The sequence below is a fragment of the Nitriliruptor sp. genome (assembly GCF_040882075.1).
GTDB lineage: Bacteria > Actinomycetota > Nitriliruptoria > Nitriliruptorales > Nitriliruptoraceae > Nitriliruptor.
Genome location: NZ_JBBEBZ010000178.1, coordinates 1 through 13,469 on the forward strand (window position 1 = coordinate 1; position 13,469 = coordinate 13,469).

Sequence of the window (13,469 nt, forward strand, 5' to 3'; positions counted from 1 at the left end):
TCAACGCGCTGCACAACGCCGAGAAGCAGATCGTCATCTCCAGCGACCGGCCGCCCAAGCAGATCGCGCAGCTCGAGGACCGGCTCCGCAGCCGTTTCGAGTGGGGCCTGATGACCGACGTCCAGCCCCCCGACCTCGAGACCCGCATCGCCATCCTGCGCAAGAAGTGCGAGAACGACCGACTCGGGGTGCCGCCGGACGTGCTCGAGCTCATCGCCTCGAAGGTGCAGTCCAACATCCGGGAGCTCGAGGGCGCCCTCATCCGGGTATCGGCGTTCGCGAGCCTCCAGCAGGCCCCACCGGACGCGCAGATGGCCGAACTCGTGCTCAAGGACCTCTTCCCCGACGACCGCGAGCAGGAGATCGGCCTCAGCCTCATCATGGACGAGGTGTCGGACTTCTTCTCGCTGACCGTCGCCGACCTGTGCTCACCCTCGCGGACCCGTCAACTGGTCACGGCGCGCCAGATCGCCATGTACCTCGCCCGCGAGCTCACCGACCTCTCCCTCCCGGTCATCGGCAAGGCGTTCGGTGGCCGCGACCACACCACCGTCATGCACGCCAACAAGAAGATCGCCGGCCTCATGCAGGAGCGTCGAGCGATCTACGACCAGGTCCAAGAGCTCACGGGACGGGTCAAGATGCGCGCGAGACGGAGTTGACGCCGGTGTCGAGCATCCACAGTTTCCACAGCTACCTGTGGATGACCACGGGAACGACGTGGGGACACGCGGTGGACGCCGGCCGATCCCCTGGGGACGCCGAGCGCGCTGCCGCGCCGCCCGACGGTGGACCGACGGTGGATGGAGCCGTGGACGACGACGCACCTCGGTGGAGGTACCGCGGTGTAACTTCGCTCCCTGTGGAGGACGGCCGCGGTCGTGCACACACCATCCACGGGGCTGAACCGGCTCTGACCTGCGAAGATGCGTGGTCATCCACGGTTCCACAGGCCCTACGGGTATGACGTAACTGAAGGTTTGAAGAGAGGTTCACCACCAGAGCGGTGGAGAACTCCGGACGGACGAAGGAACGGCAACGTGGAGCTGGTCGCGGAGCGTGCGGAGTTCGCCGACGCGGTGTCCTGGGCGACCAGGACCGTCGGGGCCCGGGTGACGCTGCCGGCGTTGTCGGGGGTGCTCCTCGAGGCAGCCGACGGCAAGCTGACCTGTCGGGCCACCGACCTCGAGGTCGCGGCCGAGATCCGCATCCCGGTGCGCATCGAGCAACCCGGTCGCGTGCTGCTCCCCGGCCGCCTGCTGAGCCAGCTGGTGGCCAAGTTCCCCGACGCCCCGGTGCACGTGAAGGGCGAACCGGACCGTGTCGAGATCAGCTGCGGACGGGCAACGTTCCACGTCCGGGGCATGCCCGTCGACGACTTCCCCGCCCTGCCCGAACCCGCGGAGGACGCCGCGCAGGGCGTGGTCAAGGCCGACGCCTTCTCCCGGCTGGTCGCCCAGGTGGCTCGGGCTGCGTCGTCCGACGAGGCCCGCCCGGTGCTCACCGGGGTCCAGCTCGAGGCTGCGGGCGGTTCCCTCACCGCCGCTGCGACCGATAGCTACCGGCTGGCGGTGCGATCGCTGACCTGGGAGGAGGGCGTCGAGGGAACCGCGCTCGTCCCCGCCCGTGCCCTGCAGGAGGCCGCCAAGGCCGCATCCGACGCCGGTGGCGCCGTCACCGTCGCGCTCGAGGCCGGTCAGGTGTCGTTCCTGTTCGGTGACCGGCGCTTGACCACCCGCCTGATCGAGGGCAGCTTCCCGAACTACCGCGCGCTGCTGCCCGACGCGCACGAGACCTCGGTCGTGGTCGAACGGGCCGCGCTCATCGAAGCCCTCCAGCGCGTGGCCGTCGTCGCGATGGGGCAGGCCAACACCCCGATCAGCCTGACCTTCGGCGACGGCTCGGTCGACCTCCAGGCCGGGTCCCAGGAGGTCGGTGACGCCGCCGAAGCGTTGCCGGCCGAGATCGACGGCGAGGGGCTGACCATCGCCTTCAACCCGGGGTTCCTCCTCGCGGGGCTCGAAGCGACCGGCACCGACAGGATCCGCATCGAGCTACGTGACGGGCTCAAGCCGGCGGTCCTCAAGCCCCACGTCGACGGCGATGACACCACCGACGACTTCACCTACCTGCTGATGCCGATGCGGGTGTCCTGATACCCACCCGCCCCCCGGTCCGTCCCGGGCCGGTCGAGCCGAGCCGTGGAGCGCCTCGTGCACCTGCGTCGTCTCGAGCTGGTGGACGTGCGCAGCTACGACCGTGCACGTCTCGAGCTCGAACCCGGGGTCACGGTCCTGGTGGGGCCGAACGCGCAGGGCAAGACCAACCTGCTCGAGGCGGTCCTGCGGGCCGGGACCGGTGGGTCCCACCGGGTCGCCACCGATGCACCGTTGGTCCGAGCCGGCGCCGACGTCGGGGTGATCCGCTGCGAGCTGCGTACCGACGAGGGCCGGCGGCGCACCATCGAGCTCGAGGTCGGCACCGGGCGGCGGACCCGCACGAAGGTCGATGGTCAAGAGGTCAGACGAGCAGCCGACGCGAGCGGGGTGCTCCGGGTCGTGCTGTTCGCCCCTGAGGACGTCGCGATCGTGCGGGGCGATCCGGCGGAGCGTCGCCGCTTCCTCGACGATCTGCTGGCCCAGCGTCGGCCCGCGTTCGCCTCGGCACGAGCTGAGTACGAGCGGGTGCTGCGCCAGCGCAACCAGCTGCTCAAGCAGGCCCGGACCTTGTCCTCCTCCGCGCGGGAGGCGGCGAGCGCGACGCTCGAGGTGTGGACCGAGCAGTTGGTCGTGCACGGTACCCAGCTGCTGGCGGCACGGATCGCTGCCGTCCGTGCTCTGGCTCGGCCCGTCGATGAGGCCTACCGCGACCTCGCTGACCGCCCGGAACGGATCGGGTTGACCTACCGGTCATCGGTGGGGATCGCGATCGACGGACACGAGCCGGTGGGGACGGTCGTCGACGGCGACGTCCGGGTCCCCGACACCGCACCCCTGGCCGATGCTATGCGCGACAAGCTCGCCGAGGTGGCCGATGACGAGCGCGCCCGTGGCATCACCCTCGTCGGTCCGCACCGCGACGACCTCGAGCTCACGATCGGTCCGCTGCTCTCGCGGGGCTACAGCTCGCACGGCGAGGCCTGGTCCCTCGCCCTGTCGCTCAAGCTCGCGACCCAGGACGTGCTCGCCGAGGTCGGGGACCGGCCCGTCGTGCTGCTCGACGACGTCTTCGCCGAGCTCGACACCACGCGGCGTGGCAAGCTGGCCGAAGCCTGCGAGGGGTTCGATCAGGTGCTGGTCACGGCAGCGGTCGAGGAGGACGTCCCGCTCGTCGGGACGCGTGTGGACGTCGCCATCGAGGGTGGGCTGTCGCGCCTGTCGGTCCGTGGGAGCGCCGCGTGAGCGGGGGCCGGTGGAGCGATCGCAGCGACCGCGGCGCCGGACGGGGCGGTCGGCGCAACGCGCCGCGGGATGCCCCGAAGCGGACCGATGCGCCGCCGAAGCGCACCGATGCGTCCGGTGCCACGGCCGAGACGCGCAAGGCTGGTGCGGCGGACCGGGACATGTACCTCTACGACCGCAAGCGGGCCCAGCAGGCGCGGGCACGGGCGCGGCTCGAGCGGGCGAGCTTCGACCCGGCACCGGCCGATCCGGATGCGGAGTGGACCGTCGCGGACGACAACGAGACCGGGCTCGCTCGGACCCCCGCACCGGCTCCCATCGGGGAGGCGCTCCAGCAGTTCCTCTCCCGACGTGGGTGGGGGGAGCGTCTGACGGGTGCTACCGCATCGCAACGGTGGGACGAGGTCGTCGGCCCGGACCTGGCTGCGCGCTGCGAACCGGTGCGGCTCGCTGGTGGGACCCTGGTGGTCCGCGCCGAGTCCCAGGCCTGGGCGACCCAGCTGCGCTACCTGCTCCCTCAGTTGGTGGCCAACGCCAACGAGGTGCTCGGCGGCCACCAGGTCCGCGAGGTCCGGCTCGTGGTCGGATCGCTCGAGGGTCACGGACAGGTCTGATCCTGGGCGTTCCAAGGCCACCGCGCCTCGGAGTGCCTCGGAGCACACGGTCGATCCGGTGTCCCACGTCCCTGCTGGTCGGGCCCTCCGGCCCTCGCTGTGCGGTGGGATCCACCGGATGCTTCCCTCCCTCCTCCCTCCTCCCTCCTCCCTCCTCCCGTCTTCCTGATCCGGAGTCCCGTTGCAGTCCGCCGTCGAACGCTTCGCGGGCGCGCTGACCATCGTCGCGTTCGTCATCGCCGTCGCGACCCTGGTGCTCCTCGTGCGCCGTCGTGTGCCGGACTGGCTCCGCGACGAGGTGGCGCTGCCGAGCGCGTGGGCGATCGCCGCGATGACCACCGCGGGGTCGCTGTGGATGTCGGAGGTCGCGGACTACGCGCCGTGCCTGCTGTGCTGGTACCAGCGCATCGCCATCTACCCCCTGGTCGTGATCACCGGGATCGCCGCCTGGCGCCGAGACGGCCAGGTCTGGCGGTACGTCGTCCCGATCGCTGCGCTGGGATCGATGGTGTCGATCTGGCACCTGATCATCGAACGCAACCCGTCGCTCGGTGGCGCGTGCGACCCCGCTGCCCCGTGCGCGGTCCGGTGGGTCGAGGAGTTCGGCTTCCTCACCCTGCCGGCCATGGCGCTGACCGCCGCGGTCGCGATCGCCCTGCTGACGCTAGCGGCTCGCCCCGCCGCCGGCCCTGCGACCCACCCCACCGACCCCGCCTGACCGCGCGAGACGCGCCACCCGAGGAGACCCACCGTGGCCCAGCAACCGAAGAAGTCGACGACGGATGGGCCGAGCCCGCGCACCCTGCTGCTCTACGCCGGACTGGCGGTCGTCGCCGCAGCGTTGCTGTTCGCGGCGTTCGGGCTGGAGTCCGACACCGGCCCCACCCTCGAGGAGGTCGCGGGCGACCCGACCATCGAGGGTGAGGTCCTCCCGGTGCTGCCCGAGGGTGAGGACCCGGCTGTCGGCACGACGGCCCCGGTGGTGGCCGGCGCCGACTTCGACGGCGATCCCACCACGATCGGTGACGCCGAGGCCGAGATGATCGTCTTCCTGGCCTCCTGGTGCCCTGCCTGCCAAGCGGAGCTACCCGAGCTCGTGGAGTGGATGGAGGGGGGCGGCCTGCCCGACGGGGTCGAGCTCACCGCGGTGTCGACCGGCCTCGACCCGAACCGTCCGCCGTGGCCGCCGGAGGGGTGGCTCATCGATCGGGGTGGGTACAACGGCGACGTCCTCGTGGACGACGCTGACGGCAGCGTCGCAGCCGCCTACGGCCTCTCCGGCACCCCGTTCTGGGTGGTGCTGCAGGACGGCCAGGTCGTCGCCCGCGCTGCCGGCCAGCTCGGGATGGACCAGGTCGGCTCGATCGCGCAGAGCATCGCCCCGTGACGAACAGCCGGGTGGACCGCCGGGTCGAGGTCCGGTCCGGCGGTCTACGCTCGGCGGGTGCCTGAGCTACCGGACATCGAGGACTACCGGGCGGCCCTGACCGCTCGGGTGGTCGGTGCCACGCTCACCCGAGCCCGGATCCAGGGCATCTCGCTGCTGAAGACCTACGACTCGCCGGTGGACGCGCTCCACGGTCGGGTGTGCACCGAGGTCCGGCGGCTCGGCAAGCGCCTGGTGTTCGCGTTCGCCGCCGAGGACGGTGCCGGGGACGAGGCGGACGGCCCCCTGTTCGCCGTGCTGCACCTGATGATCGCCGGTCGGCTGGCGTGGGCCGATCACGGCGCCAAGGTGCCGGGCAAGGTCGGCCTGGCCGCCTTCGACTGGTCGGCGATCGGTGATCCGGGGACGCCGGGCGGGACGCTGCTGCTCCGCGAGGCGGGGACCCGGAAGCGGGCGAGCCTCCACGTGGTCCGCGAGGAGGGGCTCGCCGACCACGACCGCGGCGGCCTCGAGCCGCTCGAGGCCGATCTCGATGCGTTCCGCACCGAGCTGACCCGCGAACGACGGACCCTCAAACGGGCGCTCACCGATCCTCGCCGGTTCAGCGGGATCGGCAACGCCTTCAGCGACGAGATCCTGCACGCGGCACAACTCTCACCGGTCAAGCGCACCGATCAGCTCGACGACGACGAGGTGGCACGGCTCCACGCCGCGACGCGGGAGGTCCTGACCTCCTGGGTCGCCCGCCTGCGAGACGCGACCGGCGACGGGTTCCCCGGGAAGGTCACCGCGTTCCGGCCCGAGTTCGCCGTCCACGGCAAGCCCGGCGAACCCTGCCCGGTCTGCGGCACCGCCGTCCAGCGGATCCGGTACGCCGACAACGAGACCAACTACTGCGCACGCTGCCAGACCGGCGGCAAGGTGCTGGCCGATCGCAGCCTGTCGCGGCTGCTCAAGGACGACTGGCCCCGGACGGTTGACGAGCTCGAGGGAGCCTGACCGGGCGGCGGGGCCCGGCGATCCCCGCACCGTGCGCTCGGGCGCGGTCCCGGCGCGATGCGGCGCGATCTCGGCGCGATCTCGGGAACGAGCGCGCCAGGCGGGCTCTGCGGTCGTGGGCGTCGTTCGTAGTACCCCCCCACCCGCGGAGGGGTCGAGCGCTCCACAGCGGTGTTGTGACCGCTCGTCGCGCGGGGCCGCCTGCTAGGTTGCGACAGGTCGCGGCGCGCTCCCGCACGCGACCTGTCGGCGCCCTCGAAGCCCCCGCAGTACCCGTGCTTCGCCGCGCCCGTGGATCGGCCCCCTCGTGGGGTGCGCACCGAGAAGGAGGACGACACCTTGGCCGCACCGGAACCGACCCCCGAGCACCCCGCCGCGCGCGAGGACTACAGCGCCAAGAACATCACGGTGCTCGAGGGGCTCGAGGCGGTCCGCAAGCGGCCGGGGATGTTCATCGGTTCCACCGGCCTGCGGGGCCTGCACCACCTGGTCTGGGAGGTCGTCGACAACTCCGTCGACGAGGCGCTCGCCGGTCGGTGCGACCGCATCACCGTCGAGCTCCTCGAGGACGGTGGCGTCCGCATCGACGACGACGGGTCCGGCATCCCGGTGGACCTGCACGAGAAGGAGGGCCGCAGCGCCCTGGAGGTCGTGATGACCGTCCTGCACGCCGGCGGGAAGTTCGACTCCCAGGCGTACGCGGTCTCCGGCGGTCTGCACGGGGTCGGGATCTCGGTCGTCAACGCCCTGTCGGAACGTCTGGTCGCCGAGATCGAGCGCGACGGCGCGCTCTGGCGCCAGTCCTACCAGCGCGGGGCCCCTGACGGCCCGGTCGAACGCATCAGCGATTCGGATCGCACCGGCACGACGATCACCTTCTGGCCCGACCGCGACATCTTCGAGTCCACCGAGTTCGTCGCCGACACCATCGTGCGGCGCATGCGTGACACCTCGTTCCTGACCGCGGGGCTGCGGATCACCCTCACCGACGCCCGGCCGCAGCCAACCCCGGAACCGGACCTCGATGACCCGACCGTCACAGCCGACGAGGTCCCCACCGGGCCGAAGGTGTGGGAGTTCCACGCACCAGGTGGCCTCGCCGACTTCGTCGACCACATCCGCGGGACGCGCAACAAGGAGCCGCTGCACCCCACCATCCACTTCGAAGCCGAGGAGGAGGGACCGAACGGGCCGCAGTCGGTCGAGCTCGCCTGCCAGTGGATCGACGACTTCAACGACGCGCTGCTGAGCTTCGCCAACACCATCAACACCCACGAGGGCGGCACCCACGAGGAGGGTTTCCGCGCGGCCCTGACCTCGGTCGTCAACCGGTACGCCAAGGACAAGAACCTGCTGCGCTCCAAGGAGGTCGAGTCGTTGTCCGGCGACGACCTGCGTGGCGGGTTGATCGCGATCGTCAGCGTCAAGGTCGGCGACCCGCAGTTCGAGGGTCAGACCAAGACCAAGCTCGGCAACACCGAGGTCAAGTCCTTCGTGCAGAAGGTCACCTACGAGCAGCTGCAGATCTGGCTCGAGGAGCACCCGACCGAGGCTCGCGCCATCGTCATGAAGGCCGAGTCCGAAGCGCAGGCCCGCATCGCGGCGCGCAAGGCCCGTGACCTCACCCGCCGCAAGTCGCTGCTCGGGTCCAACTCGCTGCCGGGCAAGCTCGCTGACTGCCAGTCACGCGACCCCGCCGAGTGCGAGCTGTACATCGTCGAGGGTGATTCCGCCGGTGGGTCGGCGAAGCAGGCGCGCGAGTCCCGGTTCCAGGCCATCCTGCCCATCCGCGGCAAGATCCTGAACGTCGAGAAGGCCCGGCTGCCGAAGATCCTCAACAACACCGAGGTCCAAGCGCTCATCACCGCGATGGGCACCGGGTTCGCCGACGAGTTCGATGCGACCAAGGCCCGGTACCACAAGCTGATCCTGATGGCGGACGCCGACGTCGACGGCGCCCACATCCGGACCCTGCTGCTGACCTTCCTGTTCCGGCACATGAAACCGCTGATCGAGGCGGGTTACGTCTACCTCGCCCAGCCGCCGCTGTACCTGGTGATGCACCCCACCCGGAAGAAGGAGCTCACCTACGCGTTCTCCGACGCCGAGCGTGACGTCATCGTGGCGGGCATCCGCGAGTCGGTCGGGCCGGACAAGAAGATCGAGATCCAGCGCTTCAAGGGGCTCGGCGAGATGGACCCCGATCAGCTGTGGGACACCACCATGGATCCCGAGCGGCGCACGCTGAAGATCGTGACCATGGAGGACGCGGCCTCTGCGGACGAGATGTTCAGCGTCCTGATGGGCGACGACGTCCCCTCGCGCCGCGCGTTCATCCAGGCCAACGCCCGCTACGCGACCCTCGACGTCTGATGAACCGGGCGCTGGCGTGGTTGCTCGGTGGGGTGCTCGTGCTCGTGCTCGCGATCCTCGCGATCGCACCCGAGCTGCTCGGTGACCTGTCGACCGCCGGCAGCGCCATCGGGATCGCGCTGGTCGCCATCGTCCCCGCCGTGCTGGTGGCGGTGCTGTTCGTCTCGACCCGCCGCCGACGTGATCGCGCCGCCGCCTCGACCACCCCGCCCGACCGTGACCCGGTGACCGCCGATCGCGCCGCCGACCCGCCCTCCGATCCGGGAGCCTGACGTGGACCGCACCCTGCGCGCTGCGCTCGTCGCCGCACTGATCGCCTTCGTCACCATCGCCGCCTTCGGGTCCCTCCTCGGGTTCGGGCTGGCCGGCTCCATCATCGGTGGTGTGGTGCTCGCGGTGCTCGCGGCCGGCCTCATCATCGCGGCCGCCCGTCGTGCCGACACCTTCGAGCCGACCCCGCCGACGCCCGGCTTCCCCGGACCACCTGGCCACGACGACGACGCGGAACGCTGACCGGCCGCTCGATCCCCCGACCTGACGCACCCCGCCCGTAGGAGCCCCCGTGGCCGACGACGAGACCCCCGACCTGCCTGACGCGCCGGATGCGTCCGATGGACCGACGACACCGCAGGTCCCCGGTGGGGGTGACAGCGCTGCGGTCCCCGGCTCGCCCGAGCCGACGCCGGGTGATCCGGTCGCGCGCGCTGACGATGGGACGCCGCTCACCCCGACCGGCGCGGTGCTCGCCGCCCGCGTCGAGCCGGTGGTCATCGAGGACGAGATGCGCTCGTCCTACCTCGACTACGCCATGTCGGTCATCGTCGGCCGCGCGCTGCCGGACGTCCGTGACGGGATGAAGCCGGTCCACCGTCGCATCCTGTTCTCGATGGACGAGTCGGGGCTGCGCCCGGACCGGCCGTACCGCAAGTGCGCGGCCGCGGTCGGCGAGGTGATGAAGAAGTACCACCCGCACGGCGACTCCTCGATCTACGACGCGCTGGTGCGGATGGCCCAGGACTTCTCGATCCGCTACGAGCTGATCGACGGTCACGGCAACTTCGGCTCGATCGACGGCGACCCCGCCGCGGCGATGCGGTACACCGAGTCGCGGTTGTCGCGTCTGGCGATGGAGCTGCTGCGCGACATCGACGAGGAGACGGTCGACTTCATCCCGAACTACGACGGGTACGAGGAGGAACCGACCGTCCTGCCGGCGCGGTTCCCGGCCCTGCTCGCCAACGGCGCGACCGGCATCGCGGTCGGGATGGCGACCAACATCCCGCCGCACAACCTGCGGGAGCTCATCGACGCCACGGTCGCGCTCATCGACGACCCGTCGCTGACCGCCTCGGACCTGATGCAGTACGTGCCGGCGCCGGACTTCCCGACCGGCGCGCTCATCCTCGGCCAGGCCGGTGCCTACGACGCCTACACCACCGGGCGTGGATCGGTGAAGGTCCGGGCCGTCTGCACCATCGAGGAGCCGGCCCAGGGCTCGACCCGCGAGCGGATCGTGGTCACCGAGATCCCCTACATGGTCAACAAGACCACGCTGCTGCAGAAGATCGCGCAGCTGGTGGACGGCAAGGTCATCGGCGGCATCGCCGACCTGCGCGACGAGTCGTCGTCGCGCCGCGGCATGCGCATCGTCATCGAGCTCAAGCGCGACGCCAACGCCCAGGTCGTGCTGAACCAGCTCTACAAGCACACCCAGCTGCAGGACACCTTCGGGGTCAACCTGCTCGCGCTCGTCGACGGGGTCCCACGCACGCTCACCCTCGACCAGGCGCTCACCCACTACGTCGCCCACCAGGTCGACGTCATCGAGCGCCGGACCCGGTACCGCCTGCGGAAGGCCCAGGAGCGGGCCCACGTGCTCGAGGGGCTGCTGGTCGCCCTCGACCACATCGACGAGATCATCACGATCATCCGAGGCTCCGCGTCCGCGGACGTCGCTCGCGGCACGCTGATGGAGCGCTTCAGCCTGTCCGAGATCCAGGCGTCCGCCATCCTCGACATGCAGCTGCGTCGCCTGGCCGCGCTCGAACGCCAGCGCATCCAGGACGAGTACGACGAGCTGCAGACCCTCATCGCCGAGCTGCAGGCGATCCTGGCCGACCCCGACCGCGTCCGGTCGATCATCAAGGACGAGCTGCTCGAGGTCCGCGAGCGCTACGGCGACGCGCGCCGCTCCAGGATCATCCCCGACGAGGGGGCGATGACCGTCGAGGACCTCATCCCCGAGTCGGAGGTGGTCCTGACCCTGTCGCGCGACGGCTACATCAAGCGCACACCGGTCGACGCCTTCCGGACCCAGCGCCGTGGTGGCCGCGGGGTGCGCGGGGCGGAGATGAAGGAGGACGACATCGTGTCGACCCTCCTGTCGTGCTCGACCCACGACCACCTGCTGGTGTTCACCAACGAGGGCCGCGTCTACCGCATCAAGGCCTACCAGGTGCCGGAGAAGTCCCGGTCGGCCAAGGGCGTGTACGTCGCCAACGTCCCCGGTCTGGCGTTCGAGGCCGACGAGCGGGTGGCAGCGATCCTGTCGATCCGCGACCTGGCGGCAGCGGACCGCTTCCTGGTCTTCGCGACCCGCAACGGCACGGTGAAGCGCACACGTCTCGATGCGTTCGACTCGCCGCGCAGCGTCCTGATCGCGATCAACCTCGCCGATGACGACGAGCTCATCGGGGTGGGTGCCACAGACGGCGACCAGGACGTGATGCTGGTGTCCCGCAAGGGCTACGCCATCCGGTTCCCGGAGGCGGACGCCCGCGCCATGGGCCGCACCGCGGCCGGGGTGCGGGGGATGCGGCTCAAGGGCGACGAGGATCAGGTCCTGTCGATGAGCATCGTCGGGGACGAGGATCACGACACCGACGACTACCTGCTGGTCGTGACCGATCAGGGCTACGGCAAGCGGACCCCGCTGTCGGCCTACAACGCCCAGAAGCGGGGCGGGCAGGGCGTGACCACCATCAGGCTCGGCAACGAGAAGCGCGGTGGGCTGGTCGGTGCGCTGGCCGTGCCGTTCGAGGCCGAGGTGTTGCTGGTCAGCGACAGCGGCGTGGTCATCCGGATGGACCTCGTGGACGTGCGACCGCTCGGCCGCGCGACCCAGGGGGTGTCGTTGATGAAGCCCGGCGAGGGTTCGTCGGTCGTCGCCGTGGCTCGTGTCGCCGAGGAGGTCGACGACGCCGACGCCGAGGCGGGTGGACCCGCCGATGCGACGGCTTCGGACGATGCGACGGCCTCGGACGATGCGTCGTCGGCTGGCGAGGAGGAGTGACCCGCCGCCGCGGAGCGCTCGTGGCCGCCCTGACCCTCCTCGCGGGGGCCTGTGGCGGCGGCGGGTTCGAACTCAGCATCGGTGACTGCGTCCGGACCCCGCCGGAGGGTGCGGGCCCGGACGGGTTCGCGGACGTGACCGTCGTCGATTGCGACGAGCCGCACGAGCTCGAGGTGTTCCACGTCTTCGAGCTCGGACCCGAACAGATCACCGGCGACGCGATGGTCTCGGAGATCGCGCAGGCGTGCCTCGGTGACGCCTGGACCCACTACCTCGGGGTCCCCGCCGGTGAGTCGCCCATCGAGCTGCTGCCGATCCCACCGGACAGCGACGAGCTCGCCGCCGGCGAGGATCGGGAGGTGATCTGCACGGTCCGCGAACCGGGCGGCGCGACCCGGACGGGTGCTCTCCGGGCCGGGAGCGACGCGGCGGCCTGAGCGCGGCCGTCGGTGTGCGGTCGGCGCAGCCGATCCGGTCCGGGCTCCAGGTCCGCGGCCCGAGGGTCGAAGGAACGTCGGGGCGCACCGGCCGAGCACGACCTGGCGCCTAGACTCGCGAGCCGACCTCCCGAGGAGCTCCCCGACCGTGGCACGCCGCCGGCTGACCGTCAGGCGCATCGACCCGTGGTCGGTGCTGAAGTTCGGCGCTGTCGCCAACGTCGCGCTGCTGATCATCGGCCTGCTGGTGGTCGGCGTGATCTTCTTCATCGTCGACCGACTGGGCCTGGTCGATCAGGTGTGCTCGATCGTGCTCGAGGTCGGGTTCCAGGCCTGCGGGATCAACGCGGGCAACCTGTTCCGCGCCATCGCGCTGCTCGGGCTGCTCGGCGTCGTGATCCAGACCGCGGTGCTCGTCTTCCTGTCGTTCCTGCACAACCTCATCGCCGACCTCACGGGCGGCTTGACGTTGTCGGTCCTCGACGACACCCCGGCCGGAGCGACCCGCAACGTCCACACGGGGGCGACCGGCGGTGTGACCACCGCGAGGTCCGCGCCGAACCCCTCGAGCGGTCGGCAGGGCGAGGACGGGAACGGTTCGTCCGGCGGGTCGGAGAAGGCCGGGGATCGGCGTCCGACCCACAGCGACCGTGAGCGTGCGAGCACGTCCCGCCCGCCGGTCCCTCCCCTCAGCCGGGGCGATGCCGCCGCGCGCCAGCCGAAGGTGGACGGTTGCCCCGAGGGTCAGCGCCCCGACGACGACGGGCGCTCCGAGCGGTCCTCGCGTGACGACGAGCTGTTCGGACGCCCCTGAGCCTCGGCTCGCCCTCGTCCGGTGACGTCGCTACCATCCCGCCGCCGTGGCGCCTCCGGGCACCGCGTCCCGTTCGGGGCCCATAGCTCAGCCTGGTTAGAGCGCACCCCTGATAAGGGTGAGGCCGATGGTTCAAGTCCATCTGGGCCCAC

The 13,469-nt window shown here is 71.0% G+C and carries 13 protein-coding genes and 1 tRNA gene; all 14 read left to right on the forward strand.

What is annotated here, in order from left to right; translation table 11 throughout:
* Window positions 1–662: DnaA/Hda family protein (locus WEB03_RS12060; RefSeq protein ID WP_368071199.1), on the forward strand; the 662-nt coding region annotated here is incomplete at its 5' end.
* A gap of 378 nt (window positions 663–1,040) precedes the next feature.
* Window positions 1,041–2,156, forward strand: coding sequence for a DNA polymerase III subunit beta (dnaN, locus tag WEB03_RS12065; RefSeq protein ID WP_368071200.1), 1,116 nt, complete (start codon window positions 1,041–1,043; stop codon window positions 2,154–2,156).
* Between the two features lie 57 nt (window positions 2,157–2,213).
* Entirely contained in the window at window positions 2,214–3,401 is a 1,188-nt protein-coding gene (recF, locus tag WEB03_RS12070; RefSeq protein ID WP_368071211.1) for a DNA replication/repair protein RecF, read from the forward strand.
* The gene (locus WEB03_RS12075) at window positions 3,398–4,015 is read left to right on the forward strand and encodes a DUF721 domain-containing protein (RefSeq protein WP_368071201.1); all 618 of its coding nucleotides are present in this window, start codon (window positions 3,398–3,400) and stop codon (window positions 4,013–4,015) included. The genes recF and WEB03_RS12075 overlap by 4 nt, the downstream gene beginning before the upstream one ends.
* A gap of 181 nt (window positions 4,016–4,196) precedes the next feature.
* Complete coding sequence (locus WEB03_RS12080; protein WP_368071202.1) at window positions 4,197–4,733, forward strand: disulfide bond formation protein B; 537 nt, start codon at window positions 4,197–4,199, stop codon at window positions 4,731–4,733.
* A 33-nt stretch (window positions 4,734–4,766) separates the two neighbouring features.
* Window positions 4,767–5,402 carry a TlpA family protein disulfide reductase gene (locus WEB03_RS12085; protein ID WP_368071203.1) on the forward strand — a complete coding sequence of 212 codons (636 nt, stop codon included), beginning with the start codon at window positions 4,767–4,769 and terminating at the stop codon, window positions 5,400–5,402.
* A 57-nt stretch (window positions 5,403–5,459) separates the two neighbouring features.
* A complete protein-coding gene (locus WEB03_RS12090) occupies window positions 5,460–6,401 on the forward strand; it encodes an Fpg/Nei family DNA glycosylase (RefSeq protein ID WP_368071204.1) in 942 nt (313 codons plus the stop codon).
* 339 nt (window positions 6,402–6,740) lie between these two features.
* Entirely contained in the window at window positions 6,741–8,774 is a 2,034-nt protein-coding gene (gene gyrB, locus WEB03_RS12095; protein ID WP_368071205.1) for a DNA topoisomerase (ATP-hydrolyzing) subunit B, read from the forward strand.
* Complete coding sequence (locus tag WEB03_RS12100; RefSeq protein WP_368071206.1) at window positions 8,774–9,046, forward strand: hypothetical protein; 273 nt, start codon at window positions 8,774–8,776, stop codon at window positions 9,044–9,046. Before gyrB ends, WEB03_RS12100 begins: the two co-directional genes overlap by 1 nt.
* A gap of 1 nt (window position 9,047) precedes the next feature.
* The gene (locus WEB03_RS12105) at window positions 9,048–9,287 is read left to right on the forward strand and encodes a hypothetical protein (RefSeq protein ID WP_368071207.1); all 240 of its coding nucleotides are present in this window, start codon (window positions 9,048–9,050) and stop codon (window positions 9,285–9,287) included.
* Between the two features lie 49 nt (window positions 9,288–9,336).
* The gene (gene gyrA / locus WEB03_RS12110) at window positions 9,337–12,066 is read left to right on the forward strand and encodes a DNA gyrase subunit A (protein ID WP_368071208.1); all 2,730 of its coding nucleotides are present in this window, start codon (window positions 9,337–9,339) and stop codon (window positions 12,064–12,066) included.
* Window positions 12,067–12,086: 20 nt separating this feature from the next.
* The gene (locus WEB03_RS12115) at window positions 12,087–12,503 is read left to right on the forward strand and encodes a hypothetical protein (RefSeq protein ID WP_368071209.1); all 417 of its coding nucleotides are present in this window, start codon (window positions 12,087–12,089) and stop codon (window positions 12,501–12,503) included.
* 148 nt (window positions 12,504–12,651) lie between these two features.
* On the forward strand, window positions 12,652–13,317 hold the full coding sequence (locus WEB03_RS12120) for a DUF3566 domain-containing protein (protein WP_368071210.1): 666 nt from the start codon (window positions 12,652–12,654) through the stop codon (window positions 13,315–13,317).
* Window positions 13,318–13,393: 76 nt separating this feature from the next.
* A tRNA-Ile gene (locus WEB03_RS12125) sits at window positions 13,394–13,468 on the forward strand.
* Window position 13,469 lies beyond the last annotated feature (1 nt).

Bases quoted from the DNA above. Each gene is read 5' to 3' on its own strand.
- WEB03_RS12100 (WP_368071206.1), top strand. From the start codon at position 8,774: ATGAACCGGGCGCTGGCGTGGTTGCTCGGTGGGGTGCTCGTGCTCGTG.